The organism is Denitrobaculum tricleocarpae, assembly GCF_007004665.1.
GTDB classification, from domain to species: Bacteria; Pseudomonadota; Alphaproteobacteria; order Kiloniellales; family Kiloniellaceae; genus Denitrobaculum; species Denitrobaculum tricleocarpae.
Genome location: NZ_ML660053.1, coordinates 531,466 through 556,817 on the forward strand (window position 1 = coordinate 531,466; position 25,352 = coordinate 556,817).

24 protein-coding genes are annotated in these 25,352 nt (G+C 57.8%); 8 read left to right on the forward strand and 16 right to left on the reverse strand.

Features of this window, described 5'->3' with window-relative positions:
* The first annotated feature begins 1 nt into the window (after window position 1).
* A complete protein-coding gene (locus FKG95_RS07300; RefSeq protein ID WP_142895664.1) occupies window positions 2-361 on the forward strand; it encodes a hypothetical protein in 360 nt (119 codons plus the stop codon).
* Between the two features lie 202 nt (window positions 362-563).
* Here FKG95_RS07300 and FKG95_RS07305 read toward each other — a convergent pair whose 3' ends face one another.
* The 5 genes from FKG95_RS07305 to FKG95_RS07325 form a co-directional block, all read right to left on the reverse strand.
* Window positions 564-1,040, reverse strand: a complete 477-nt coding sequence (locus FKG95_RS07305; protein ID WP_142895665.1) for a PaaI family thioesterase — start codon at window positions 1,038-1,040, stop codon at window positions 564-566.
* A 39-nt stretch (window positions 1,041-1,079) separates the two neighbouring features.
* Entirely contained in the window at window positions 1,080-2,159 is a 1,080-nt protein-coding gene (locus FKG95_RS07310) for a threonine aldolase family protein (RefSeq protein WP_142895666.1), read from the reverse strand.
* Window positions 2,160-2,278: 119 nt separating this feature from the next.
* Entirely contained in the window at window positions 2,279-2,674 is a 396-nt protein-coding gene (locus FKG95_RS07315) for a hypothetical protein (protein ID WP_142895667.1), read from the reverse strand.
* A complete protein-coding gene (locus tag FKG95_RS07320; protein ID WP_142895668.1) occupies window positions 2,674-2,928 on the reverse strand; it encodes a hypothetical protein in 255 nt (84 codons plus the stop codon). Before FKG95_RS07320 ends, FKG95_RS07315 begins: the two co-directional genes overlap by 1 nt.
* A 114-nt stretch (window positions 2,929-3,042) precedes the next feature.
* Complete coding sequence (locus FKG95_RS07325) at window positions 3,043-3,531, reverse strand: Lrp/AsnC ligand binding domain-containing protein (RefSeq protein ID WP_142895669.1); 489 nt, start codon at window positions 3,529-3,531, stop codon at window positions 3,043-3,045.
* 139 nt (window positions 3,532-3,670) lie between these two features.
* Here FKG95_RS07325 and putA point away from each other — a divergent pair, with 139 nt between their 5' ends.
* The 4 genes from putA to FKG95_RS07345 all read left to right on the forward strand — a co-directional run bounded on the left by putA (window position 3,671) and on the right by FKG95_RS07345 (window position 11,737).
* Window positions 3,671-6,808: a bifunctional proline dehydrogenase/L-glutamate gamma-semialdehyde dehydrogenase PutA gene (gene putA / locus FKG95_RS07330; protein WP_142895670.1), complete on the forward strand. Its 3,138-nt coding sequence runs from the start codon at window positions 3,671-3,673 to the stop codon at window positions 6,806-6,808.
* A 581-nt stretch (window positions 6,809-7,389) separates the two neighbouring features.
* Window positions 7,390-7,599 (forward strand): cold-shock protein, encoded by a 210-nt coding sequence (locus FKG95_RS07335; RefSeq protein ID WP_142895671.1) that lies wholly within the window; start codon window positions 7,390-7,392, stop codon window positions 7,597-7,599.
* A 655-nt stretch (window positions 7,600-8,254) separates the two neighbouring features.
* Window positions 8,255-10,723: an ATP-binding protein gene (locus tag FKG95_RS07340; protein WP_142895672.1), complete on the forward strand. Its 2,469-nt coding sequence runs from the start codon at window positions 8,255-8,257 to the stop codon at window positions 10,721-10,723.
* A gap of 60 nt (window positions 10,724-10,783) precedes the next feature.
* Window positions 10,784-11,737 carry a diguanylate cyclase gene (locus tag FKG95_RS07345; RefSeq protein WP_142895673.1) on the forward strand — a complete coding sequence of 318 codons (954 nt, stop codon included), beginning with the start codon at window positions 10,784-10,786 and terminating at the stop codon, window positions 11,735-11,737.
* An 87-nt stretch (window positions 11,738-11,824) separates the two neighbouring features.
* Here FKG95_RS07345 and FKG95_RS07350 read toward each other — a convergent pair whose 3' ends face one another.
* The 8 genes from FKG95_RS07350 to FKG95_RS07385 form a co-directional block, all read right to left on the reverse strand.
* On the reverse strand, window positions 11,825-12,880 hold the full coding sequence (locus FKG95_RS07350; protein ID WP_142895674.1) for a Glu/Leu/Phe/Val dehydrogenase dimerization domain-containing protein: 1,056 nt from the start codon (window positions 12,878-12,880) through the stop codon (window positions 11,825-11,827).
* A gap of 461 nt (window positions 12,881-13,341) precedes the next feature.
* On the reverse strand, window positions 13,342-14,538 hold the full coding sequence (locus tag FKG95_RS07355; RefSeq protein ID WP_246116712.1) for an iron-containing alcohol dehydrogenase: 1,197 nt from the start codon (window positions 14,536-14,538) through the stop codon (window positions 13,342-13,344).
* A 57-nt stretch (window positions 14,539-14,595) separates the two neighbouring features.
* Window positions 14,596-15,987: an aldehyde dehydrogenase family protein gene (locus FKG95_RS07360; RefSeq protein WP_142895675.1), complete on the reverse strand. Its 1,392-nt coding sequence runs from the start codon at window positions 15,985-15,987 to the stop codon at window positions 14,596-14,598.
* A 115-nt stretch (window positions 15,988-16,102) separates the two neighbouring features.
* Entirely contained in the window at window positions 16,103-16,543 is a 441-nt protein-coding gene (locus FKG95_RS07365; RefSeq protein ID WP_179953964.1) for a GFA family protein, read from the reverse strand.
* Window positions 16,544-16,637: 94 nt separating this feature from the next.
* Entirely contained in the window at window positions 16,638-17,588 is a 951-nt protein-coding gene (locus FKG95_RS07370) for a formylglycine-generating enzyme family protein (protein ID WP_142895677.1), read from the reverse strand.
* A gap of 155 nt (window positions 17,589-17,743) precedes the next feature.
* Window positions 17,744-18,493 carry an SDR family NAD(P)-dependent oxidoreductase gene (locus tag FKG95_RS07375; protein ID WP_142895678.1) on the reverse strand — a complete coding sequence of 250 codons (750 nt, stop codon included), beginning with the start codon at window positions 18,491-18,493 and terminating at the stop codon, window positions 17,744-17,746.
* A gap of 24 nt (window positions 18,494-18,517) precedes the next feature.
* Window positions 18,518-19,885: a glutamine synthetase family protein gene (locus FKG95_RS07380; protein ID WP_142895679.1), complete on the reverse strand. Its 1,368-nt coding sequence runs from the start codon at window positions 19,883-19,885 to the stop codon at window positions 18,518-18,520.
* A gap of 88 nt (window positions 19,886-19,973) precedes the next feature.
* The gene (locus tag FKG95_RS07385; protein ID WP_142895680.1) at window positions 19,974-20,756 is read right to left on the reverse strand and encodes an N-formylglutamate amidohydrolase; all 783 of its coding nucleotides are present in this window, start codon (window positions 20,754-20,756) and stop codon (window positions 19,974-19,976) included.
* 1,051 nt (window positions 20,757-21,807) lie between these two features.
* On the opposite strand from FKG95_RS07385, the gene FKG95_RS07390 reads away from it, so the two are divergent.
* From FKG95_RS07390 to FKG95_RS07400, 3 genes are all read left to right on the forward strand, one after another.
* On the forward strand, window positions 21,808-22,197 hold the full coding sequence (locus FKG95_RS07390) for a hypothetical protein (RefSeq protein WP_142895681.1): 390 nt from the start codon (window positions 21,808-21,810) through the stop codon (window positions 22,195-22,197).
* A 136-nt stretch (window positions 22,198-22,333) separates the two neighbouring features.
* Entirely contained in the window at window positions 22,334-22,939 is a 606-nt protein-coding gene (locus FKG95_RS07395; protein ID WP_142895682.1) for a carboxymuconolactone decarboxylase family protein, read from the forward strand.
* A 313-nt stretch (window positions 22,940-23,252) separates the two neighbouring features.
* Window positions 23,253-24,185: a LysR substrate-binding domain-containing protein gene (locus tag FKG95_RS07400; RefSeq protein ID WP_142895683.1), complete on the forward strand. Its 933-nt coding sequence runs from the start codon at window positions 23,253-23,255 to the stop codon at window positions 24,183-24,185.
* On the opposite strand, the gene sdhC is transcribed toward FKG95_RS07400, so the two are convergent.
* The 3 genes from sdhC to FKG95_RS07415 form a co-directional block, all read right to left on the reverse strand.
* Window positions 24,138-24,536 carry a succinate dehydrogenase, cytochrome b556 subunit gene (gene sdhC, locus FKG95_RS07405; protein ID WP_142895684.1) on the reverse strand — a complete coding sequence of 133 codons (399 nt, stop codon included), beginning with the start codon at window positions 24,534-24,536 and terminating at the stop codon, window positions 24,138-24,140. The genes FKG95_RS07400 and sdhC overlap by 48 nt on opposite strands.
* A gap of 23 nt (window positions 24,537-24,559) precedes the next feature.
* A complete protein-coding gene (locus FKG95_RS07410; protein WP_142895685.1) occupies window positions 24,560-24,943 on the reverse strand; it encodes a hypothetical protein in 384 nt (127 codons plus the stop codon).
* A gap of 142 nt (window positions 24,944-25,085) precedes the next feature.
* Window positions 25,086-25,241: a DUF2164 family protein gene (locus FKG95_RS07415; protein WP_218940101.1), complete on the reverse strand. Its 156-nt coding sequence runs from the start codon at window positions 25,239-25,241 to the stop codon at window positions 25,086-25,088.
* Window positions 25,242-25,352 lie beyond the last annotated feature (111 nt).

The window sequence follows — 25,352 nt, forward strand, 5'->3', positions numbered from 1 at the left end:
TATGATGACCAGTCCTGGTTTCAAACCCGGCACCAACATCGCGATGAAGCTGCCGGCGCATCTTTTTGACCAGACTGTATCTTTCTACGAAGAGACACTTTCTTTACCGGTAGAGTACGAGGAAGAGAGTGCCGTGGTGGACTTTGGCGCTGTCCGGCTGTGGCTGGATAAGGTGCCGGCCATGACACAGCCGGAACTCTGGCTTGAGGTGACGACCCCGGACACCGTTGCAGCTTCGGACTATTTGCAACAGCAGGGCGTCGTGCGCTGCGACCAGGTGGAGCCTTTGCCGGAGGGCCTAGACGGCTTTTGGATCGCGGCACCCGGCGGTATCGTGCATCTGGTCGCTCGGGAAGCTTGATAGAGCGTTTTTCGCAGCGGTGGCTGCTCGCTAGAGCAGATCCGGTTTAGATGGAATCGCCTTCGGCGATGCGTCGTACCGGTGAATCTGCTCTCACTATACGATTTAGAGCGGGTTCACATGTTTTAGCGAAAACACAGAGTGTTTCCGTTAAAACATGACGCGCTCTAGGCTTCAGGTCTTGCGTCTAAGGTTCGGTCCTTTACGGGCGGCGCAGAGGCTTCGGCGCTTCGGCGGGAACGCCTTCGGGGTCTTCGCTGCCCCGGCGGTATTTAAAGGTGCCGGTGCCCTGGGCGAGCAGCTTGCCGTCCTGATCTCGGACTTCGGCGGTACTGAAGAAGATCGAGCGGCCGCCACCGGTCTTGCGGGCCGTGACCGTTACCCGCTTGCCCTCGGTGATGGCGCCGATGAACTGGGTCTCGAGCGAGAGGGTGAGGGCGCGCCGGAAATTTCCCTCGACCGTGCAAAAACAACCGGCATAGCCGCAGGCAGTATCGATGAGTGTCGAGACCGCGCCCCCGTGCAGCACGCCGCTGCGGTTCAGATGTTGCGGCCGCACGTCGAGCACCACCTCGGCATAGTCTTCGCGCCAAACGCCCAACTGGTAGTCGACCAGATCGGCGAACCCGCCATGAATCCGGCCGGCGTCGGGAATCGAGTGTTCTTTATCTTTTATCATAGGTCGCGAGACTGCCGATCGCACCAGAGCTTGTCCAGTTCATCGACCTGCGCATATGAGTTGGCCAAACTTGGCTACGGCCAATTTCACCTCGGTTTCCTCCAAATCGAATGCTGCGCCGCGCACGGTGACTTCGAAACGGACGAGCGATTGATCGATGGCGTCTTCAGGCTCGTCAAAGAGCCAGATGCCGTTTTCCTCGGCGATGCGGTCACGGGCATTGAGCGCGCGTTCGCGTGAGCCCGGCAGGCTGACCAGGAAGGCGTTGGCATGGGGCGGGTTGGGGGAAACGCTGACCGAAGGAATTTCACTCAGCGTCGCCGCCAGTGACTTGGATTTGAGGTGGAACTCGGTCATGTGCGGCAGGCGTTCGTCCAAGGCTTTGAGAGCGGAGAGAAGACTGGGAAAGCTCCGCAATGCACGGCCGCCCGCGCGCCGTTGCCAGATCATGGCTTCATCGATCACCCATTGAGGACCCGCCAGCGCGGCGCCGGTCAAGCTGCCCAGGCCTTTGTCGAAGGCCACGTAGACCGTGTCGAAGAGCGCAGCGATTTCTGTCAGAGGCCGGTTGTAGAAGGGCTGGCTCTCCCAGAGCCGGGCACCGTCCAAATGCAGATATATCCCGCGGGTACGGGCGAGTTCGGTGAGGGCCGTCAGCTCATCCCACTTCGGCAGCAGGCAGCCGAGCCGGCGTTGCGGCATCTCCAGCACGACCGCCCCGAGAGGCTCGTGAATTGCATCCAGATCGTCGCGTGTCGGCAAGCGGTCGTACCCGCCGAGCTGCGCTGCCGTCAGACCCCAAAGCTCCTGATAGGCGCGGGCTTCATATTCCTCCAAGTGGGCGCGTGGATGCATCGCGATGCGCGAACACCCGGCACGGCCTGTCAGAACCTTCAACGCAGACATCTGAGCGATTTTTCCGCTCGGCAGGTAAAGCGCTGCTTCTTTGCCGAGGAGCCCGGCAATCCGCCCTTGCAGCCGATCGAAGAGTTCGCCCTCCATATACCTGTCGCATTCAACATCGCCCGCGTAATCGGCTAACGCATGGAGTGTCTCGGCAGGTTTTGGTGGATGGTCGAGGGAGAGGCGCCGTGGAGAGCCGCCCGGTGCAAAGGTCATGCCCAGCTCCTTATGAAGGTAAGTTTCCTTGTAAGGGTAGGTATCACTTTGCCCTCTCGACGAGTACGGCGAAAGGAGAGGTTCGCGTCGTTCGTTGAAAAATTTCTAATGGATCGGGCTCAGGTTCCGTTGGCTGCGTCCGGCAGCAAAAATGTCTTGCGGGACAGGTCAGACTTCAGCCGCTCGGGGCTGTACCACTTCGCGAGGAGGTCTTTCGACAGCAAGTCTTCGTTCTGAGAAATAAAGTCTTCATATCCGGTGCAATGGCTTGAGCTCATGCGTTCCGCGATCAGGCCCATGAAGGCCACTGTGATGGTCGTGTTGAACTTGTCCGGGGCTCCGGCCCTGGTGGCGATGGCGTCCAGGCTTTTGCTATAGTTTACGAGCGCGTTCAGAAAATCGTACTTGCGCAGCATCTCGTAGGCGACCGCGACGTGATCGCCGTGCCCAAAAGCGACGGGATCGAGATCGCGCGCTTCAAAAGCGCGTACGAGTTCGCTTGAGCGGGTAGACATCACTTTTCTCCGGTATCATTCAGTTTGTGGCTGTGTGACGCTTGCAGGTCGAAATCATAGACCGCTTTCAACTGCTCGATTTTCTTGAGCGTGTTTTTTGAGAAGGGCGGTTTGTTCTCGAAAGAATGCAGCGCCATTCCCTCCAGCAGATCACCGACGGTGATATCGAGATGCTCGGCAAGTCCTTTCAGGACCTTGAGCAAACGTTTCTCGATGCGTACGCCGGTCTGCACCCGTTCGATTGATTTTTTCATTTGTTATATATGTACCAATATAACAAAACTAGTCAACGGAAAACCGTCTGTTGCAGGAAACCCGGCGTGAAAGGGGCGTCGTGGAGAGATGTCAGCTCTCTGCTGAGATCTTTTCTAGGCTTGTTTGGGAACCGCCAGATTTCGGTCATTCTTGACCTCTTCCATGACCACGTAACTGTGGGTGTTGAGGACGGATTTCAGGGCGGCCAATTTGTCGCCCAGCATCTGGCGGTAAGCATTCATGTCGCTGGTGCGGATCTTGATCAGATAGTCAAAGCCACCTGCGACCATGTGACATTCCGCAATCTCGGGAATGTCGGCCACGGCTTCGCGGAAGCGGTCGAACACGTCCGGCTTGGTGCGGTCCAGGGTCAGTTGAACGAACACCGTCAAGCCCACGCCGAGTTTTTCCGCCGACAGCCGGGCGCTGTATCCTTCGATGTATCCTGTCGTCTCAAGACGGCGTACCCGCTCCAGGCAAGGTGTCGGGCTGAGATTGACTGCGCGTGCCAGTTCCACATTGGAAATTCTGCCGTTATCCTGAAGCGTGGCCAGGATTTTGCGGTCAATCCGGTCTAAAGATCTCTGAATCGTTTGGTCCATAGTGTTTTCTGCTAAAATATATTGTTACGGCAGATCATTATCTCGGTAAATACGGAAAAACAGAAGCACATTCTTCTGAGAAAAGGCTAAGACACCACCATATTGTGATGCGCTCCCGCAGCCTCGAAGGAACCTGCAAATGATCATTGACCCGTCATTGGCCCAAACATCCGATCTCAGGACAGCGATCCGCGAGGCCTACCGCGCCGATGAGGCACAGGTGGTTCGAAGCCTGCTGGGCGAAGTTGAATTGCCGCATGATGCGCTGGACCGGATTGCCGAACGCGCCCGGGCGCTGGTCGCCGAGGTGCGGCGTTCACGGATCGGGCAGGGCGGGATCGATGCCTTCATGCATGAGTTCGAGCTCTCGAGTAAAGAGGGCGTCGTCCTGATGTGTCTTGCCGAGGCGCTCCTGCGGGTTCCAGATGCCCATACGTTGGATAAGCTGATCAAGGACAAGATCGCCACGGCCGACTGGCAGGCGCATCTGGGGCACAGCGATTCCATTTTCGTCAATGCTTCGACCTGGGCCCTCATGTTGACCGGGCGTGTTGTGAAGCTCGAGGATGACGACACCAAGGACTTTGGTGGCGTCTTGCGCCGCATGGTTCATCGCAGCGGTGAGCCGGTGATTCGAACCGCTATCTCTCGGGCCATGCGCATCCTGGGACAGCAGTTCGTTATGGGCCGCGACATTCAGGAAGCGGTGAAACGCGCCAAGCCCGATGAAGCTAAGGGGTACCGCTATTCCTATGACATGCTGGGCGAGGGTGCCCGTACCATGGCTGACGCAGACCGCTATTTCGAGGCCTACACGCACGCCATCGTCGCGATCGGCGCGGCGGCGGCAGGCCGGGCTGTGAATGATGCACCCGGAATATCGGTGAAGCTCTCGGCTCTGCATCCCCGCTACGAGTTTGCCCAGCGCGGGCGGGTCATGACCGAAGTGGTGCCGCGCCTCAAGGCCTTGGCATTGGATGCGGCCCGGCTCGGTATCGGGCTGACGGTCGATGCGGAGGAAGCGGATCGGCTGGATCTCTCCCTGGATGTGATCGAGGCGCTGTCGGGCGATCCGGATCTGGCCGGTTGGAGTGGCTTCGGCCTCGCGGTTCAGGCCTACCAAAAACGCGCACCCTTCGTTTTGGACTGGTTGGCCTCGGTCGCGGCGCGGCATAACCGCCGTTTCATGGTCCGGCTGGTCAAGGGCGCCTATTGGGACACCGAGGTCAAGCTGGCACAGACGGAGGGACTGAGCGGCTATCCCGTCTATACCCGCAAGGTCTCTACCGACGTTTCCTACCTGGCCTGCGTCAAGAAGCTCTTCGCCGATCCCGCGGCTTTCTATCCTCAGTTCGCGACTCATAACGCCCATACGGTCGCTGCTATTCTCGAACTCTCCAACGGGTCCGAGGATTACGAATTTCAACGTCTGCATGGCATGGGCGAGGCGCTGTACGCGCAGATTGTCGGGCCGGCGAAGATGAACCGTCCGGTCAGGATCTACGCGCCGGTCGGCAGCCATGAGGATCTCCTGGCTTACCTTGTGCGCCGTCTTCTCGAGAACGGAGCGAACTCTTCGTTCGTTAACCGCATTCAAGACGAAAAACTGCCGATCGACGAAATCATCGCCGATCCCGTGGTTGCGGCGCAGCGTCTGGATATCATACCGCATCCGAAAATTCCCCTGCCCGTGGGGCTTTATGGCAGCGAACGGGCCAATTCCGCTGGTCTTGACCTGAACGCACCCCAGGAACTCGCGCCGCTTGGCCGGGAAATGGAGCGTGCGGCCAAGCGAGGCTGGGTCGGCGCACCGCTCGTCGCCGGCCAGGAAGCAGGCGGGGAGACCCGCATGGTGCAGAATCCGGCAGACCTGAGTGACAAGGTCGGAGAGGTGCGTTGGTCTACACCGGAAGATATCGAGACCGCTGTCGCTCGTGCCGACCGCGCCGCGCCAAGTTGGAACGCGACACCCGCGACGGAGCGGGCCGCCTGCCTGCGCCGCCTGGCGGACCTGATGGAGAGCAATCGCGCCAACCTGATGGCGCTCTGTGTGCGCGAGGCCGGTAAAACCATTGCCGATGCGATTGCCGAGGTGCGTGAGGCGGTGGATTTCTGTCGTTATTATGCGGCGCGGGCCTGTGAAGAGTTCAGTGAGCCTAAGCGTTTGCCGGGACCGACGGGAGAAACCAACGAGATTTCACTGCATGGGCGCGGTGTCTTTCTGTGCATCTCGCCCTGGAACTTCCCACTGGCGATCTTTACCGGACAAATCTCCGCGGCTCTGGCCGCCGGGAACGCGGTGATCGCAAAACCGGCCGAGCAGACCGGGATGATTGCGACCGAAGCCGTCAAGCTGATGCACCGGGCCGGCGTACCGGGCGACGTGCTGCATCTGCTGCCCGGTGACGGCGCAAAAGTCGGTTCGCAACTTGTGCGGGATCAGCGCATCTCAGGCGTTGCCTTTACGGGATCCACGGAGACGGCACGGCTGATCAATCAGGCTCTGGCCGCGCGTGAGGGGCCGATCGTGCCGCTGATTGCCGAAACCGGCGGGCAGAACGCGATGATCGTGGATTCCACGGCGTTGCCCGAGCAGGTCGTGAACGACGTGGTCGCTTCTTCCTTTCAGAGCGCCGGGCAGCGCTGCTCTGCGCTGCGGGTCCTCTTTTTACAGCAGGACATCGCTGATCGCGTCATCACCATGTTGTCCGGCGCCATGGATGAGTTGCGTGTCGGAGATCCTGCGCGGCTCTCAACCGACGTCGGACCTGTCATCGATGGTGAAGCGAAAGCAGTGTTGGAAGCACATATCACCCGTATGCAAAAGGAAGGCCGCCTCTTAAATCGCACAGGGCTCGCGAAAGAGGCGTCCAAGGGGACATTTGTCGCTCCGGCGGCGTTTGAAATTAACTCGGTCGCACAACTTAAGCGTGAGGTGTTCGGTCCGGTGCTCCATGTCGTTCGTTTCCAGGCGGAACGTCTGGATGCAGTGATAGACGCCATTAATACGGCGGGTTACGGACTCACTTTCGGGATTCACAGCAGGATTGATTCAACCATTGAGCACGTCCTGAAGCGCTTGCGCGTCGGTAACGCCTACGTAAACCGCAACACGATCGGCGCGGTGGTCGGGGTTCAACCCTTTGGCGGTGAGGGGCTCTCCGGAACCGGGCCCAAGGCGGGAGGGCCGCATTACCTCCATCGCTACGCGACCGAACGCACCGTGACGACCGACACGACCGCAGCGGGCGGAAACGCCTCTCTTATGTCTATTTAGCCGGAGGCAGGTCCGATTTTGCGGTGGCGCTGCTTGCCGAGACGGTTCGCCCGATACCTGGCTTTCAAAGCGATCCATCGCGTATTCCGTGGTGTTCTGTGATGCGATGCCTGTGTCTCGGCGATGCCCCATGACCATGATTCAGAGTCCTTGAGCCGACGCGCCGTCTGTACTTCAGAGCCACTCCGCGCCAGCTCCGCATCCCCATTCCTTAAAACAGCCGCAGGCTGTATGGTGAAAGACAGAAATTCCCCGGCGATAGCGCATATGTTGTTGCAATTTTGGGTTGCGAGTGTAAGCTATGGGCTTAAGTTGGTGCGGTTTGATGGATCTGATCGACTTCATGACTTTACGCGGGTTTGGTGTGTGGACGAAGTAGAAGTCTTTATGATGTAGGCGTTGATTCAGCTTGCACTTTTTTGTGAAACGGGCGAAAAAAAATTTGGTTACACAATTCTCCTGGCGTGTCCTCCTCGACGCCTTTGCGCGCAGCCGCGTTACTCCTCGAGAAATCGTGATGCCTAACCCACATTGCGGCACGATGCCGTCGGTGGGCTCGTTGTTGGTTGAAAGGACAGAAAATGACGACAGGAACGGTTAAGTGGTTCAACCCCACAAAAGGCTATGGGTTCATCGAACCTGATGACGGTTCCAAGGATGCATTCGTGCACATTTCCGCTGTGGAGCGTGCTGGAATGTCAGGTCTTCGTGAAGGCCAGAAAGTCGAGTATGAGCTCGTTCCAGGACAGAACGGCAAGGCTTCCGCTGAGAATTTGGTAGCGGTCGATTAACCTTGGGTTAGGGTTGCAGTCTTACTTCGGCATCTTGTTGAGCCGGTATCTTTTGATCCAATGTCAAAGTGATCCAGTGTCAAACGGGCGATGAAGAGAGACGCACTTGTGTTGTTAGAGCACGGCTGTTCTTGATCGGGATGATCAATGAACATCGTGCTCTAACTTTTTGACGATCCAGACACATACGGACCGGAGCGCTGGGTCGCGCCAAATTACGTTTTCGTTCAGCGCATATCATGCCCCGGCCCGCATCCGGGCGAGGCTATGCTCGAGCGAGTCTCCCGAACGCGGTGGCTAGCGAAGCCACGGCATTGAATACCTCCTGGTCTTTTCGCCGTCTCTCACGGGGCTGATGCGCCCGGCACTCCTCAACGCAACGACAAGCCTGCCGGGCAGCTCCGAGCTGTCAGCTTGGGCTTGAAAGGGATCCGGCACCGATGTCTGGGCGAGATCCTGGGCGCATTGTTGCCTCCTTCGCGATAGACTGGTTGAACCTCTTCGTTCAAGAAATTACCTCTGATTGATTCGATCGTTATCGACTCAACTCTGTTTACTAAAACTCAATGTGAATGATGGTATGCACACTAATTCAGCTGAGGGCTCTTGAGCTCCGGCTGTGACCTCCCGTGGCGTGGAAATAGCAGGTTATCTTGTGGCGAGCTCCAGTGTTAAAGCGTTTGGTAGAAAAGAGGACAGGAACCCGCTTCTTGCTCTCTTACTGATCGCGGTTGCCGCCCTCTCCACGACATGGCTTTCGAGTTACGACGCGCGTGTGTCTTTGCTCAAGCAGCAGGCCACGGGCTCCGGCCCGAAACGGGAGATGTTTCCGGCGACGGGGGGCGAGGGCCTGGAAAGGCTATCGGCGTCCTTTAGGACCCCGGAGAAAGATGCGCAAATCCCTGGTTTCGCTGGCCGAGGGAGTGACGTTTTCCTCTACAAGCCGTTCGATCGAGACGGCGCGATCACAGTTGCCTCGTGGCCCTCTGATTTGGGCAAGGTCAGCGCGGGCGGTCATTTTACCGAGATTGTCCAAAGGGGTGAGAGCTTTGAGGCAATCGCCGAGGATGAGGCGATCGCAAAAGACCAACGTCTGGTGAGTGAAGCCTCCTTCGAGAAGTCCCCAAAGGATGTGCCGGCTCGTCACAACGTGAGCTATTTCTTCTGGGGCATTGCCGGACTCCTGCTGTTTTGGGGAATGGGCTGGACTGGCGTGATTCTGCGAAATCTGCACGAGCGGAATATCCGCGAACAGGAGCTGATGGACACGCAGGCTGAACTGGGCGCGCGCCTGTCCGAACTGCGCGATGCGCGCGAGCGAGTCGAAGCGGAGGCGACGGCCCAGGTTATGCTGGCGGAAGAACTCTCGATGGCTCGGGACGAAGCGGACGCGGCGAATAAGGCAAAATCTCAGTTTCTTGCCACCATGAGCCATGAAATCCGTACGCCTATGAACGGCGTTCTTGGGATGCTTGGTATTTTATCCGATACCGACTTGACGGACGATCAAATGAAGTACACCAGGCTCGCGCGCGATTCCGCCGAGAGCCTGCTCTCAATCATCGATGACATCCTTGATTACTCAAAGCTGGAGGAAGGTCGTATCGATCTGGAAGAGGTCGACTACAGCCCCGAACAAGTGATTGATGGGGTGGTTTCACTGCTCTCATCGAAAGCCAATGATGTCGGGCTCAGCCTCTCCACGGAAGGAACGGACGAACTTCCGACCTGGTTGCGGGGTGACCCGACCCGGGTCAGGCAGATTCTCTTCAACCTCATCGGTAATGCGGTCAAGTTTACCGAGCGGGGTGGTGTGCGGGTTATTGCCAGCCACAAGATGCTGCCTGACAATGAGATCGAGGTCAGGGTTGACGTCAAGGACACCGGTGTCGGAATCGCGCCCGAGTCACAGGAGAAACTCTTCAAACGCTTTTCTCAGGCCGACAGTTCGACAACGCGTCGGTTCGGAGGCAGCGGCCTCGGATTGGTCATCTGCCGGCAGCTTGCTCAGCTCATGCATGGTGGCGTCGGCCTTTACAGTGAAGTCGGTAAGGGCAGCACCTTCTGGTTTACAATACGCTGTCCGCTCGGTGAGGCGCCTGTTCAGCAACTGCGGAGCGGCTTTGGGATGGAAAGCAGCGAAAGCCAGCTCAAGCTGAAAATTCTGGTCGCAGAAGACAATGCGGTGAACCAGCTTGTCGCGAAAACGATTCTGACCAAAGCCGGTCACGACGTCGCTGTTGTCGAGAACGGGTTCGAGGCCGTTGCCGCTGTTAGGGAGAACGCCTTCGACGTTGTCTTGATGGATATCCAGATGCCTGAGATGGACGGACCGATGGCGACAAAGGAAATTCGCGGCCTCCCGGCGCCTCTGTCGGAGATCAAAATCGTTGCCTTGACCGCCAATGCCATGGCAGGCCATCGCGAGGAATATCTGGCAGCCGGGATGGACGACTACGTCACCAAGCCGATTGATCCGCGGCAGCTGTTTGCCGCATTGGTAAGGGTCACAAAGGACCGGCAGCCAAAGAGCCCTGACGTCGACCCTTCCGAGGAAGCGATATCAGACAAAAAGCCGCCTCACGCAGTGGCACCGAAAGCTGCCGACCAAGGTGATGTGCCGGCACCGGTCAGCGGCCGCGAGATTGAAACAGAAGATCCGGCTGAGCCCGCAATCGTTGAGCGCGAGGTCGCACCAGTTGCCGCGCGTTCCTCTGATAATGACACTCTATCTGACACTGACACTGACACTGCAAATGAAGAAAGCGAGAGCAACGTGACGAGCTTACTTCCTTTATTCGATCGAGAAAAATTTGACGAGCTGCGTGATGCGCTCGGCGACGACGGCTTGCAGGAAGCTCTTGGTTTTGTTCCCACCGAAGCAGCGAAATCCCTAGCCGAAATCAAAAACTCGATTGCCGCCGGTGATTTGGAGACGGCCCAACGCGCGGCGCACAGCATCAAGGGGATGGCCAGTAACTTCGGTGCCGTGCGCCTGCAAAACGTGGCGCGCGAGATCGAAACGGAAAGTCCCGACATCGAGACTGTGACGCAAAAACTCGCGGATCTCGAAGACACCCTGACTCAGACCCAGTTGGAGATCGATCAGCTGAAATCGGCTTGAATTGACAACAAGTTTCTCTCTGACGTTGTTGTTCTGACGTTGTTGTAAAGTAGAAAGCGCATGAAAAAGATTGCCATTGTTGATGACGTACTGCCGAACGCGCTCTTGCTGAAGGGTTACGCGAAGCGTTTGGACGATGTCGAAGCGGTGACTTTTACGGATCCTGTTGAAGCCCTCGAGTGGTGCGCGGAAAATGTCCCGGATCTGGTGATGCTGGATTATCTCATGCCGGAAATGGACGGCACCGAGTTCCTGAACCGCTTCCGTGAGTTTGAGACCCTGCGTGACATTCCGGTTGTTGTCATTACGGCTGCAGAGCAGAAAGAGGCGCTTTACTCGGCTCTGCAGGCGGGCGCAAACGACTTTTTGCGCAAGCCGGTCGATGATCTTGAGCTGATCGCACGCGCCAACAATATGCTCCAATTGCGGGCACGGCAGCTCGAGCTGGCCGAAGCCAACGAACGCCTGCTCGTGCTGGCAACCACGGACTCGCTGACCGGCCTCGCCAATCGCCGGCACTTTCTTGATAAACTCCGCGATGAGCTCAGTCGCACGCAAAGATACGGTCGGCCCTTGTCAGTGGCGATGGTTGATGCAGACCACTTTAAAGCCGTCAATGATACCTATGGCCACGAGGTTGGCGACCGTGTGCTGCAGCAGCTTTCAAGTCTGATGTCTCAGGAGGTCAGGGATGTCGATTGCGTTGGCCGTCTTGGCGGTGAGGAGTTCGCGATCTTATTGCCCGAGACCAGTGTCGAGGGCGCAAAGGTCTTTTGCGAACGTTTGCTCAAGAAGATTCGTGCGGCTGAGATCGATCTTGATGAGAAGCTTCTGCACTACACGGTGAGTATTGGCCTGACCGAAGTCTGCAAGGGTGAAACCAAGCCGGACGTCATTCTGAACCGGGCGGATGAGGCTCTCTATGTTGCCAAGGAGAGCGGCCGGGATCGCGTCGCCATTCACGAAATGCGATGCGAAGAGTTCCACGCTTTGACGCAGACCGTAATGACTTAGGACCTGTTGAGGTTCAAGCCAACGACGTAGCCCGCACGCTATGATACCTGCCGGGCGTTTACGATCCGATCCGGAACAGGAGCTGTGTCAGGCTGCTGATGAAGCCAGTGATACTCTCTGAAAGCGTTCCTCCGCGAGACGGTCTGCGGCCTGGAAGGTTGGAACGCCTGAAGCTGCGGAGCGCTTGAAGATCTCGGTCAGGGTGTCGTGAATCTTCGCCACATGGGCGAAGGCTCTTTCCTGATCGTAGGCCGGTCCTTCGTGGCTGATGTTGATGACGCCGCCGGCGTTGATGACGTAATCGGGCGCATAGAGGATACCGCGCTTGTGCAGCTCTGTTCCGTGACGGGGCTCCGCAAGCTGATTGTTGGAGGATCCGGCTACGATCGGTGTCTGAAGGACTTTCAGGGTCTCGTCATTGATGACGGCGCCAAGAGCGCAGGGGGCAAAAACATCGGCCTCGACGCCATAGATTGCATCCGGCGCCACCGCCACCGCGCCGAAGCTCTTCACCGCCCTGGCGACCGCGACCTGGTCAATGTCCGTAACAATCAGCTTTGCGCCGTCATCAGCCAGGTATTTGCAGAGGTTCCATCCGACACTGCCCAGGCCCTGCACGGCAACGGTTATGCCCGAGACCGAGGCCCGGTTCAGGCGCTGCGCGACGGCTGCGCGGATGCCCATATAGACACCGTAGGCCGTTGACGGGGAAGGGTCGCCTGCACCGCGCTCGGGCGTTCCGGCGACGAACTCGGTCTCCTGTGCCATCGTCTGGACGTCGGCGACCGAAATGCCGACGTCTTCCGCGATCGAGTAGCGTCCGCCCAGGCTGTCGACGAAACGTCCCATCGCGCGGAACAGCGCTTCCGATTTCATCGTTTTGGCATCACCGATGATCACCGATTTGCCGCCGCCCATGTCCAGGCCGGCCAGCGCCGACTTGTACGTCATTCCGCGCGACAGGCGCAAAGCGTCGGTCAAAGCCTCGTCGTCGCTCTCATAGGGCCACATCCGGCAGCCGCCGAGGGCAGGGCCGCGATTTGTGTTGTGGATGGCGATGATGGCTTTCAGACCGCTTTCCGTGTCGTTGCAGAAAGCGATTTCCTCGTGTCCGTCGAACTCGGGGTGCGAAAAGGGAGTCATGGCATTCCTGTTCAGCTAGATTCTGTCCAAGCGCGGGCTTTCTTCGCGGCTCGCTTGAAATTATCTGTCGGCTGTTTCCGACCGTAGCAGCATTTCAAACATCCCTGTTCGATTGCTCCCATATTAAGTGTTATGTGTTAAAATTCTCTCTTCAATAAAAAAATATCGATAAGAAACATATAGTTATTATGTATGTCATCATTGATGATTCAGTTTTCAGAAATGATTTTAGAGTGTTGTTGGTAGAAAGATTGTTTCTGAGAGACAGGTTGAAAATATTTAGTGTGCGGTGCGGAAATTCACTTCGCATGATCGAAGTAAAAAGAAATTCAGGCAGCCAAAAATAAAGAACGGTATTTGTGAAAAAGAAAAGCGGCGGAAGCGTTCTCACGCCCTCCGCCGCTGATGGTGTGTTGAAATATTATTTCGCGAATCTTCCCGTTGTCGGGACGGGCTGAAGGTTACAGCTCACCTGCGATGGCGGATTCCAACATCTTCTTCAATGCCGGTACTTCCAGCGGGATCGGGTTCCCTGGAGCGGTCGGGTCGACAGCAGCCATCTCGGCAATTTCATCGATCCGGTCCGTACCGACGCCGATTTCGGAGAGGGCGTGCGGGATACTCAAGTCACTGCGCATTTTCAAGACCCAGGCCATAAAGCTGTCGAACGAGGGGTCCGGCAATTCCAGCCAGGCGGCCAGGCGCGCAATCTTGATTTCGATCGCCGAGCGATTGAACTTCAGGACGTAGGGCATGACCACCGCGTTGGTCAGGCCGTGGTGAGTGTCATAGAGAGCACCGATCGGGTGGCTGAGCGAATGAATAGCGCCGAGGCCCTTCTGAAACGCGGTGGCGCCCATGCTGGCGGCCGAGAGCATGTGTGCACGGGCTTCGATGTTGCTGCCCTCGGCGACGGCGGTCGGCAACCAGTCTTTGACCAGCCGCATGCCCTCGACGGCGATACCCTCCGCCATGGGGTGATATCCCGGCGCGCAGTAGGCTTCCAGGCAGTGTGCCAGGGCGTCCATGCCCGTCGCGGCGGTAATATGCGGCGGCAGGCCGACGGTTAACTCGGGATCGGAGATCACCACGCCGGGCAGGAATTTGGGATGGAAGATGACCTTTTTCGTGTGAGTCGCCTCGTCCAGGATGACTGAAGCGCGTCCGACTTCAGATCCGGTACCGGCTGTGGTCGGGACGGCCACGATAGGTGCGATTTTCTCACTGTCCGCCCGCTTCCAGTTGTCACCGACATCTTCGAAGTCCCAGATCGGAAGGCTCTGGCCTGCCATGAAAGCGATCGCCTTGGCGGCGTCAAGGCCGCTGCCGCCACCCCAGGCGATGACGCCATCATGGTTGCCGGATTTGAAGGCCGCGACACCATCTTCGACGTTCTTGCCGATGGGATTGGGTTTTACGTCGCTGAAGAGTCCCGTGGGTAGGTCGTCCGCGGCGTTTGCCGCGATGGCATCGGTCACCATGGGTAAAGCTGCCAGTCCCGGATCGGTGACAAGCAGCGGGTTGCTCATGCCGAGGCTCCGGCAGGCTGCGGCGAGAGTCTTGATCCGGCCCGGACCGAAAAGAATTTGTGTTGGATAGCTCCAATTGGCTTTGAAGCTTGTGATGCTGTCGCTCATGGCTCGATCGCTCTTAATCATGGCCGCGTCCCTGCTATTTCGGGTCGGGCGCTCAGTTGAGGTGTTTTCTGTGGTCTTTTAAACGGCTGTACGGAGATGAAAGGACTTGGGTCGGGTGAGCTGTTCGAACCCGACCTGAGAGAGGCTGCAGCCGCGTCCCGAGTCTTTCACGCCGGTCCAGGCCAGCGCGGGGTCGAGATAGTCGCAGCGGTTCATGAACCAGGTCCCGGTTTCAATCCGGTCGCCGATCTCGAGCGCCGCATCTTGATCCTGCGTCCAGATGGATGCCGTCAAGCCGAAGTCACTGTCATTCATGAGGCCGATGGCTTCTTCGTCCGAGGCGACTTTCATCAAACCGACGACTGGGCCGAAGCTCTCCTCGGTCATCACCCGCATGTCGTGATTCACATCGCACAGTACCTGCGGCGCGAGATAGGGCGTGCCCGCCTGGTCCATCGCAAAAATCGAGCTGTCGATCAACGCCTGTGCGCCCTGCGCGACAGCTTCTGCGCTTTGACCGCGCACGAAATCGGCGGCTGAGGCCTTCACCATTGGCCCGAGGTTGGTCTCGGTCTCGAGCGGATTGCCCAGTCGGTATCCGCGGACCAACTCGGCATAGCCTTCGACAAAGTCGTCGTAGACGTCCGAATGCACGTAGATCCGTTCAATGCCGCAGCAGGACTGACCGCTGTTAAACATAGCCCCATCGACGAGGGTTTCGATCGCATGCTCCAGCTTGACGTCGGGCCGGACATAGGCCGGGTCCTTGCCGCCGAGTTCGAGACCCATTCCGATAAAGCGCTTTGCGCCGGCCGTCTGAACGGCGCGGCCGGCGTTAACGGACCCAGTGAAGGAGACAAAGTCGATACCGTCGCTGCCGATCAGCTTCAGTGCATCCTCGTGACCAAGGTGCAGAAACTGAAAGACACCGTCCGGCAGGCCGGCTGTCGCAAAAGCCTCGGCAAAGCGTTCGGCGCAGAGCGGCGTCTGGGCGGAATGCTTCAGAATGACCGCATTGCCCGCCAGCAGAGCAGGGATCACTGAATTCACGGCGGTCAGATATGGAAAGTTCCAGGGGGCGACAACAAAGACCACACCCAGAGGATCGCGGCGAATGAAACGGGTAAAGCCGTCCTTGGGCTCCACGGCAAGATCGGCGAGGGCGCCCGGGGCAATCTTGATCATGTGCCGTGCCCGCTCCTCAAAGCCCGCGACTTCGCCGGGCCCCTGAGATATCGGGCGTCCCATCTGCCAGGTGATTTCCTCGGCAATTGCGTCACGCCTGGCCACGAAGGCATCGACCGCCTTGGTCAGCAGAGCCTGCCGCTCCGCCAGTGGCGTGGATCGCCAAGCCGCCTGGACGTCTTGGGCCTTTGCCAGTGCTGCCGCTATCTCACTGGCTTTTGCCAGCGGGCGCTCCACGTAGATGCTGCCGTCAACCGGCGAGACACACTTAAGGCTATCGACCATAATTCCCCTAACTCCCAAAAATGCGGAGTGACTTTATAGGGGCGTGGCGAGATGCTGCAAGGAGAGTTGTGAGTGGTCGCTCTTGCGCTGGAAACTGTGGCCCGGAAGCTGCTCTTTATTTGCCGCCGGGCGCAATGCCGAGCTCGGCCAAAAGCTCTGCTTCTGTGACACGGGGGCGGTCATCCCCGAAGTCGTAACGTTCCGGTTGTGCGTCGACGTAAATGTGACGGCCCAGTTTCAAATCATCGGCAGAATCAAAGCTTTCTGCCGAAACGATGGTCATGGCGTCCGGGGTTTCCGCCAGGCGCCAGAAGAGACTGCTGCCGCAGCGTGCGCAAAACCCGCGCTGAGCCCAATCTGTACCCTGGTACCAGGCCAGACCTTCCTGATTCGTGAAGATGGGCGCACCGGGGCATTGAACGGCCATGAGCGGACCGGCGCTCCATTTTCGGCACATTCCGCAATGGCATATACTGAACACGGCCTCCGGAACGGCAATCTCGAACCTGACCGCGTTGCAGAGGCAGCCGCCGCTGCGTTGCTGATCCGTCGCCATGGCACTTCTCCCTGTTGTCCCGCCAGAACGCCAGCAGGAATTATGCCTGAGCGGGCAGGGGACGCAAGGTCGACGGTTGCTTCGGTGATTGTTGTTACTTGGTGATAGCTGCGCCGGCCGTAGCGGTTTCGCGGCGCTCATCCATCAAGACAGTTCGAGCCAGACGGAAGCCGATATCGTTTCTGCGGACATCCTGTTCGGCCCGGCCACGGTTAGCGGCGCGGGTTTGTCCGTAGAAGCTCTTCCAGGAGCCGCCGCGAATGCTGCGGGTTTCGCAGTTCGATTTATCGCGGGCCGTGCCGTTTGACGGGGCACCCCGATAGCTCGGCAGGTAGCAGTCGGCTGTCCACTCCCAGACATTGCCTAGCATGTCGTGAAGCTTAAACGCGTTCGGGGGATACTGGCCAACCGGCACGGTCATGTCGGAGCTGCGCGCAGTTTCACTGTAACAGTAACGGCAGTTGCCAATGCCCTGCCCGGAGATGTCGATCGCGCTCGACTCTGCGCGGGCCGCATACTCCCACTCCGCCTCGCTGAGCAGGCGGTAATCCAGTCCGGTCTTTCTGTTCAGCCAGGATATGTAGTCCTGGGCGTCGTTCCATGAAACATTCACCAGAGGCCGGAGCGCTTTACCCCAGTTCTCGTCTTCGGGCATGTGACTGCATCCGCCTTCTTCGACGCAGACTGTCCATTCCTGGAATGTGACTTCGTACATCCCTACGGCAAAGCCATGGGGGATCGTCACCTCACGTCTGGGTTTTTCGTCGGTTTCTCCCCGCCGTGAGCCCATCTCGAAGCTTCCAGGCTCAATCACGACCATCTTCGGGCAATCGACGCAGTCTTTCACGACGGTGCCGGATTTATAGACCTTGGGATCGGCGGAAATCGGCTTTTCCGGCGTCGCCGTGCAGGAGACTGTTACCAGCGCGCCAAAGGATAGGGCCGCAAAACGTAAGCCGAAAGCTCCCAAACCCGTAGTCCGGATCGGTTTCGAGGCCTCGGAATTGCCGGGTTTTTCCGGTCGAACAGAGGAACGCCTGGGCATAGCACGGGTTCTCACTCAAAAAGACTCATGATGCGCCAGTTAAGCGGGTAGGGAGTTAATTACCGATTAATTGAGTGCGGTTTAACTATCTGAAATTGTGAGAAATTTATCTAAAATTCTAATGATTTTTCATATTTGGGAAGCTGCTGGGCGGCCTATGGACGCGCGGTCAGGCCGCCGTCGACAACAAGTTCCGTTCCCGTGATATAGCTCGCTTTATCGGACAGCAGGAACAGGACCGCATTTGCGATATCCTCCGGATGACCAACGCGGCCCAGGGGAATGACCCCGGCGGTCGCGTGTTTGAGCTGTGGATTCTCGTCCCAGCGGGCCTGCATCGGCGATTGGCAAGGGCCGGGGACGACGCAATTCGAACGGATTCTGCTCGCTGCAAACTGGATCGCCAGAGATTTGGAGAGGGAGAGGATCGCTGCTTTCGACGCCTGATAGGCGTCCTGCGGTTTATCGTCTCCCCGTAAGGCCTGCGTGCTCGCAATATGGACCATGGCGCCACCCTGGGAGCGCTTGATCAGGGGAACGGCATGACGCGTTGTATGGACCATGGTCTTGAGGTCGATTTCCAGCACCTGATCCCAGACGCCGAGATCGATATCCACCATCGAGACATCACGGTCGAACCACAAGACCGCTGCCGCGTTCACAAGATAATCAAGCCGATCCTTCAGCGAGAAGGCCACAGACATGGCCTCCGCCACGAAAGCATCGTCGGTCAGATCGCCTTCAAGGAAGTGCAAATTCTTCCCGGCATCACTCAGGGCCGGTGGTCGCGGCTTGATGTCGATGGCGAGTACTGAAGCGCCTGCGGCGAGCAGGTCTTGCGTTACGGCAAGGCCCATGCCACCGGCGGCCCCTGTGACCACGGCGGTCTTTCCCGTGAATGTCATACCGGTTCCCAATCTTTCCGGAAATCAGATGATTTCGAAGTAACGCTGCATCTCCCAATCGGTGATGGCCTTGCGGAACTCGCGTTCCTCCCACTCGCGCGTCGCGGCGTAGTGATCGACAAAGGCGTCGCCGAAGAGCGCGCGCGCCGGCTTTGATCTGCGCAAGCGTCCGGCAGCCTCCATCAGAGTGGCCGGCAGTTTGCGCTTGGCCGGGAATTTGTGTTCGTAGGCATTGCCTTCAATCGGTGCGTCCGGCTCGATCTCGTTCTCGATGCCCCAAAGACCCGAAGCAATCGCGCCGGCCACTGCGATGTAGGGATTGATGTCAGCGGCGGCCAAACGATACTCGACGCGCTGCGCAAGGGGTTTGCCTGGGATCGCGCGCAAGGCACAGGTTCGATTTTCGATCCCCCAGCCTGCATCGGTGGGCGCCCAGAAGCCGGGGATGAGCCGGGTGAAACTGTTCACGGTCGGTGCAATCATCGACAGAAATTCCGGCATCAAGGCCTGCTGTCCACCGATGAAATGGCGCATCGTGTCGCTGATGTTGTGCGGTTTCTTGGGGTCGTGGAAGACCGCTTTACCCTTTTTGCCCTGAAGCGAGATGTGGATGTGACCGGATTGCCCCGGCCAGTCGGGCGACCACTTGGCCATGAAAGTCGCCATCCAGCCGCGCCGCTGGGCCAGGATCTTGGTATAGGTCTTAAAAAGAGCGGCTTTGTCGGCGGCCTCCAGGGCACTGTCATATCCGATGGCGGCTTCCAAAACGCCTGGGCCGGTTTCGGTGTGCAGACCTTCGATGGGCATGTCCATATCCTGGCACATGGTCAAAAGATCTTCGTAGAATTCCGCCTGAACCGAGTTACGGAGCATTGAGTAACCGAAAAAGCCCGGTGTGATGTTGGTCATGTTGCGGTAGTTCTTTTCGCGCACGGACTCGGGTGTCTCATCAAACAGAAAAAACTCGAATTCACAGGCGGCGGTTGCTGAAAAGCCCATCGCATCGGCACGGTCCAGGACCCGGCGCAGCGTGCCGCGCGGGCAGACCGCCTCGGCACGGCCGGTAAACTCGGCCAGGAACAAGAGGGCTCCATCCTCCATGGGCAGTTCCCGGCAACTCTCGGGGATGACGCGGACGGTGGCATCGGGGTAGGCGGTGTCCCAGCCGGTGATCGATACGTTGTCGTATAGCTGATCGTTTGAATCCCAGCCGATGATCACGTCGCAGAAACCGAAACCGCTCTCCAGCGCAGAGAAAAACTTCTCTTTGGACATGTACTTGCCACGCAGAACGCCATCGACGTCGAAGATGCCGACCTTCACATGCTCCAGTCCGCGCTCCTCTACAAGGCTGCGCGCATCGTCAGCCGTTTTGACATTTCGTGGATTCATTTTTGCTTCCCCTGGTACAATTGTTGGACCCGTTAGAGTGATTTGCCCCGCGTCTTTGCGATGCCGTTTTGGGATTTTGAAAGAACGATCATGCGATGCCGGCGTCCCGCGCATCGAAGTTTGCCAAGGCTGCCGGCAGGCTCTCGATCAGGCGCTGTGCCCAAAAGACTTGGCCGGCTTCTTCCTCGATCAGATCATGACGCAGTTCAATCAGGACGTGGGGCAGGCCGCGTCGCTCGGCATGAACAGGTATGCTGTAATCGGTCTCGTCGCTGACTGAGTAGGGTTGATTGTCGCCCACACAAAGTGTCTCGTCACGGCTCAGCTCCGAGATCATGCAGTGGCTTAGCCCAGGATCCCGGTTGTACTGGATGCCAATCTGCCAAGGCCTGGCGACGTCGTGATAGACCGGCGTGAAGCTGTGAACAGCAACGAGTACGCTGCGCTGTCGCGCAGTTTTGCGTTCGTCCAGCAGCGCCGAGATCATCGAGTGGTACGGTGTGAATATCTTTTCCATGCGTTGCGCGGCGGCGTCGGCGCTGAGATCTGCGTTGCCCGGCACAGTGGTTGCCTCGCTGATTTTAGGGATCGACGACTCCACATGAGGGTGCCGGTTGCAGTCGATGACCAGGCGCGAGTAGCCCTGAAGAACCAGTGTCGCGTCGAAGGCTTGCGATAGCTGGTGCGCGACGGCTGCCGCGCCGATATCCCAGCCGATGTGGCGGTCAACCTCGTGCTCCGGCAGGCCGAGCTCACCCAGGGCGTCCGGAATACGCTTGCTCGCGTGGTCGCAGATAATGAAAAACGGTGACCTGCCTTGGGCGCGAACGACTTCGACCACAGGAGGCTCGTGTGGAGCGAGTTCAACCATTGTCTGATCGTGACTGGAAAACTGAGGGCAATAGCTGTGCGATGTCTGAATGCGTGGCGGCCGCGGGGGCGCCGTTTGATATGGGTTCACGAGCGTAGGATTTAGACCGAAAACTGGCGTGCTGTCAGTAACAATTAAGCAATCCCTGCCAGCAATGCCGGAAACGACGCTTCCTGCTCGGATTCGCTTGGTACGAAGCCTTGCACCTTGCGGAAACGGACAAGCCGAAATAAGTGTTTTTAGTCAGAAGGTTCTGACAGTTTCGATCTCTTTTTCATCAAGGCCCCGTGTTAGCCCGAAAGTTCCTGCAGAACCTCCCAGTGAGGCAACGCAAGGTTGAACTGCCAATTTAATGTGCAGAAGGCATGTGTCGCCGGATCTCAGCAAAAAAATATCAGGCTTGCGTTTTCAATCTCCGGCGGTTGGGGCAGGTGTTCTGATCCCATGAAAACGGACTGGCTTGCACCGGGGATTACGCCCTAGGTCGTCCGTTGGCGGCGCAATTAACACCCCGGCCGGACGACACGTGACGCAAGCTCATCTGAGCAAGCTGTGGCACCTTATGCGCAGGCTCCTTAAGTCACTGGTTGCAGTCGGCCTTTCGTGTTGAGAACGCCCGTAACTTAAGCGCTTCATTCGATAATCGGATTGCTTAAGACGGGAGCAGAGCACGTGACCGGCTGGCTAAGATATGCAATAAGGGCAGGCTTGAAAGAAGGATGCTTTGCACCAGGAATTCAGCGGTTTGACCGCAGCGCTCAGGCATGCTTGCTTATCAGGGTAAGGTGTGCCCGACACTCCAGGACCAAAGCTTAAGAAGCGCTTCGTCAGTATCGAAGGCACGGCGATTTTTCAATTTTTACACGAATATTCGAAATCTCAGGTCATCGTATTTTATCAATTTGCTTGTGAGATGTGTCAAAATCGGATTGAAAGGGATTTATTCAGGAAATGTGACTAAGCTGATGACTGTCGTTTCGTCGGCAGGCGTCCAAAAAACAAAAAAAGCTTAGGGAAGCGGGATGAAGCGGTTTTTGCGGGAGCGGCGGCCATGGTAGCGGAAGTTCGCTATGTTATTTTTTCGACCCAGGAGCTTTCCCGGGCGTTGATAACGGCGCACCAAAGCAAGAGCCAGGGCAAGCGCGATGCCTTGCCTTCAGGTACCGTTCACAGCATTACCCAGGACAGCCGCCCAGGCGTTAAGGTCAGCATTACGATTGCGCCGGACCGCTCTTCGGAGCCGATCCTGCTGGACTGGACCGAGGATGAGGTTCTCTCTGCCCTGGTTGGATTTTGCCGAGCGACCAATATTCCTCTTCCGGCTGCTTCCTCAAAGCAGCTTGGCAGGATTCGTAACAGCCTTTGTCTCATCATCACGCTCAATGTGACCGAGGATAAGTTTAAGGACTTTGAACTCGCGATCGCCGACAACACACGTTGATGCAGGCCGGTTAAATTCCTTTCTGCTTAAATTCCTCTCTGCGCTTATGCCCTGAACGTTCCCCGATAGCAGGCTCACAAGCATAACGCCTGCTCCCGGCTTCACGTCTTGTTCCAGTTCCGCTATAAGCCTTTCAATGACCTGGATAAAAACTCTCTCTTACGGCGAGGCCGAAGGCCGCCTGCGCAAGCTCTACGACCGCGTCAAGGGCCCTGGCGACAACGTCGACAACATTATGATGGCGCACAGCCTGCGGCCGCACTCGATGGAGGGCCACATGGCGCTCTACAAAAACGTGCTGCACCACTCCGCCAACAGCCTTCCGAAATCGCTGCTGGAGACTTTGGGCGTCTATGTCAGCTTGCTGAATGGCTGTGACTATTGCGTCGAGCACCATTTCCAGGGGTTGCAGCGGTTGCTTGGAGACGAGGAAAGGGGCGTTGCGATTCGTGAAGCGCTCGAGGCCGGCAATCCCGAGGCTGTGCTTTCAGGTCGGGAGTTGGCTGCGGCAAACTATGCAAAAACGCTCACGCTTGATCCGCGCAGTCTCGGTGCGGACGATGTTCAGGCGTTGCGCGGCACGGGGCTTGATGACGGCGAAATCCTGGAGATCAATCAGGTTGTCAGCTATTTCGCCTATGCCAACCGAACGGTGCTTGGACTGGGCATCAATACCGAGGGCGATCATCTTGGGCTTTCACCCAATGACTCGGACGATCCGGATAACTGGTCGCATCGTTGAACTCGCATAGCCGGCCGGATGTATGGCCTCTAACGCTTCACCCATTAAGCCAACCAATGTCTCTCTTGGTGTGCTCGGGAAGGTCGCGTATGTGAGTCAGGGTGACCCTGATACACTTTCGTTTGCGCGATTCCACTTTACGCAATGCCAGCCGGCGTGCAATTTTTTGCATTATCTGAAGGGGCGACCGCGTCGTTCTTTCCTGTTTCATCCAATTGTCTCCTTCGTCTGTCTCGTCAGACAGAGATGGCGCAGCGCGAGATTGTTCTCCAATTGAATGTCGCGCACTAGCTATAAGGAGTTTTTATATCTCATGCGCGCGCCGCTTCCCCCTTTAGCCGCAACCAGGGCCTTTGAGGCCGCTGCGCGCCACGGCAGCTTCACCAAGGCAGCCGACGAACTCGGGATGACCCAGGCGGCTGTCAGCTATCAGATCAAAATTCTGGAAGACCGCGTCGGGAGCCCGCTGTTTTTGCGCAACGCCCGCGGTGTGGCGCTCACCGATGCGGGCGGTCGCTTTGCGCGAAAGGCGGGTGAGAGCCTTGAGCTCTTGCGTGACGCCTTCGCCGAAGCCAAAGGTGAGGCCGATGATACCCTGGTCATCAGTTCCACACCGACCTTTGCCACAAATTTTCTCGCCCAGAGTCTGGGATGTTTTCAGATCGATCACCCCTCGATAGCCGTGCGTGTTGAGGTGACGGACGCTCTGACAGACTTTGCGTCGGAAGACGTCGACGTCGCAGTTCGTTCGGGGCTTGAGAGAGTCTGGCGTGGATTAACATGTGACCTGTTGTTGCCCGCGGTCTTTACGCCGATGTTGAGCCCGAAGCTCGCGGAGACGATCGGAGGTGTTCACAAGCCGGCGGATCTTCTCAAACTTCCGATCATAGAGCCCTCGGACCCTTCCTGGACGTTGTGGTTCGCCGCCGCCGGGCTGCCGGACGCCAAGCTGAGAGAACGCGCCGGCCCACAGTTTGGTGCACAGGTTCTTGAGGCCAATGCGGCCATTGCCGGCCTGGGGGTGGGAATCTTGACCCCGGCCTTCTATCAGGATGCAGTTGCTCAGGGCCAGCTCTGCCAGCCTTTCGATCTGGCCTGCGACGATGGCCAGCGCTACTGGCTGGTCTATCCGGAGAACCGCCGGAATGCTTCGAAGATACGTGCCTTCCGAAGCTGGATCCTGGGAAAAGTCGCAGACTTAGTTTCCGAGGGGCAGGAGGCCATACCCGGCAGCCCAGGCACCTAGCGTCAGCACCAAGCTCACCACAAGCACGGTAAGACCCGAACGATAGGCGGTTGCCAGTTCATAGCCGTAGCCGGCATCCCAGAAGAGATGTCGGATGCCGTTGCAGAGGTGGTAGAAGAGCGCGAAGCTCCAGCCGAACAGCAGTAGCCGTCCGGGGAGGGAAGCGATAACACTCTGCGCCGTCTTGAAGGCATCAGGCCCGCTCGCGGCCGCTGCCAGCCAATAGATCAGAAGCATGCTGCCAAGGGCCAAAGCTACGCCGGTGATGCGGTGCGATATGGAGAGCAGCATGGTCCATTGAAGCCGGTAGATCTGGAGGTGTGGGGATAAGGGCCTGTTTTTCTTCGACATGGACTGATCTTCTCGGAAAGTGTTCAGGAGGGGGCTTCGGTGTAGCCGACATATGTGAGATAGCCGCCGGCAGCCAGGAAACCGATGGCGGAAAGCTTGAGACCCGTTCCGGCTGGCCGCGAAGACTTGAGGGTCAAATCTGGAATCGCAACGAGTGCGGTGCCCTTCACGGCGGCAGCGATGCCGACCAGCGAGACGGCAATTTCAGGGGCTGACGACCATTGAAAATGCTGAACCAGGATGACGAGGCCGACGACAAAGTGCGCCGCACCCGAGAGATTGACGAGCATGGGCTCGGCGTTGGTGCTGCTCGCAATCATCCTTTGGTAAAAATCAGCTGACAGCAAAAACCCGAGACCTGTGACGAGCAGGTAGGGGCCTGCGATCATTGCGATGGTTTGAGTCATGTTTATCAGTCTGCCGGATGTTTCCGCTAATCATACGCCGGGTGCGAAGTGCATCTTGAACGTCAGCTCAGACGTCGACGTAGATCTCCACGTCCAGGTCGTCGAGCTTCATTTGAAGGTGGGCGCGAACATCCTGGACCGCCTAATTATAAACGTCAGGGCAGAGGGTCTTGATGGCAAGTTTGAGAATTTCGTTCGCGCGGTATTCCGACAGCTCTTCGTCAAACTCGTCCCGGAACAGGGATTGAAGCTGTCCCTTGAACTGAGTCGTGCGGTGGCCGGTGAGTTCAATTTGCACTCTGCGGTTCCTTGGTTCTGGAAGTGATTCTCAGAGACGCGAAGCATAGAACAACTCTCGATTGATGTTAAAGTGTATTTTAATCATGCTGTTAGCTGGAGAAATCGCCAG

Excerpts from the sequence above, each read along its gene's own strand:
- FKG95_RS07390 (WP_142895681.1), top strand. The coding sequence starts at position 21,808 with ATGGTAGCGGAAGTTCGCTATGTTATTTTTTCGACCCAGGAGCTTTCC.
- FKG95_RS07325 (WP_142895669.1), bottom strand. The coding sequence starts at position 3,531 with ATGGACCAAACGATTCAGAGATCTTTAGACCGGATTGACCGCAAAATC.
- FKG95_RS07305 (WP_142895665.1), bottom strand. The coding sequence starts at position 1,040 with ATGATAAAAGATAAAGAACACTCGATTCCCGACGCCGGCCGGATTCAT.
- FKG95_RS07395 (WP_142895682.1), top strand. The coding sequence starts at position 22,334 with ATGACCTGGATAAAAACTCTCTCTTACGGCGAGGCCGAAGGCCGCCTG.
- FKG95_RS07320 (WP_142895668.1), bottom strand. The coding sequence starts at position 2,928 with ATGAAAAAATCAATCGAACGGGTGCAGACCGGCGTACGCATCGAGAAA.
- FKG95_RS07410 (WP_142895685.1), bottom strand. The coding sequence starts at position 24,943 with ATGACTCAAACCATCGCAATGATCGCAGGCCCCTACCTGCTCGTCACA.
- FKG95_RS07365 (WP_179953964.1), bottom strand. The coding sequence starts at position 16,543 with ATGGCGACGGATCAGCAACGCAGCGGCGGCTGCCTCTGCAACGCGGTC.
- FKG95_RS07335 (WP_142895671.1), top strand. The coding sequence starts at position 7,390 with ATGACGACAGGAACGGTTAAGTGGTTCAACCCCACAAAAGGCTATGGG.
- FKG95_RS07345 (WP_142895673.1), top strand. The coding sequence starts at position 10,784 with ATGAAAAAGATTGCCATTGTTGATGACGTACTGCCGAACGCGCTCTTG.
- FKG95_RS07375 (WP_142895678.1), bottom strand. The coding sequence starts at position 18,493 with ATGACATTCACGGGAAAGACCGCCGTGGTCACAGGGGCCGCCGGTGGC.
- FKG95_RS07310 (WP_142895666.1), bottom strand. The coding sequence starts at position 2,159 with ATGACCTTTGCACCGGGCGGCTCTCCACGGCGCCTCTCCCTCGACCAT.
- FKG95_RS07380 (WP_142895679.1), bottom strand. The coding sequence starts at position 19,885 with ATGAATCCACGAAATGTCAAAACGGCTGACGATGCGCGCAGCCTTGTA.
- FKG95_RS07385 (WP_142895680.1), bottom strand. The coding sequence starts at position 20,756 with ATGGTTGAACTCGCTCCACACGAGCCTCCTGTGGTCGAAGTCGTTCGC.
- putA (WP_142895670.1), top strand. The coding sequence starts at position 3,671 with ATGATCATTGACCCGTCATTGGCCCAAACATCCGATCTCAGGACAGCG.
- FKG95_RS07300 (WP_142895664.1), top strand. The coding sequence starts at position 2 with ATGATGACCAGTCCTGGTTTCAAACCCGGCACCAACATCGCGATGAAG.
- FKG95_RS07360 (WP_142895675.1), bottom strand. The coding sequence starts at position 15,987 with ATGGTCGATAGCCTTAAGTGTGTCTCGCCGGTTGACGGCAGCATCTAC.
- sdhC (WP_142895684.1), bottom strand. The coding sequence starts at position 24,536 with ATGTCGAAGAAAAACAGGCCCTTATCCCCACACCTCCAGATCTACCGG.
- FKG95_RS07355 (WP_246116712.1), bottom strand. The coding sequence starts at position 14,538 with ATGATTAAGAGCGATCGAGCCATGAGCGACAGCATCACAAGCTTCAAA.
- FKG95_RS07400 (WP_142895683.1), top strand. The coding sequence starts at position 23,253 with ATGCGCGCGCCGCTTCCCCCTTTAGCCGCAACCAGGGCCTTTGAGGCC.
- FKG95_RS07350 (WP_142895674.1), bottom strand. The coding sequence starts at position 12,880 with ATGACTCCCTTTTCGCACCCCGAGTTCGACGGACACGAGGAAATCGCT.
- FKG95_RS07315 (WP_142895667.1), bottom strand. The coding sequence starts at position 2,674 with ATGTCTACCCGCTCAAGCGAACTCGTACGCGCTTTTGAAGCGCGCGAT.
- FKG95_RS07370 (WP_142895677.1), bottom strand. The coding sequence starts at position 17,588 with ATGCCCAGGCGTTCCTCTGTTCGACCGGAAAAACCCGGCAATTCCGAG.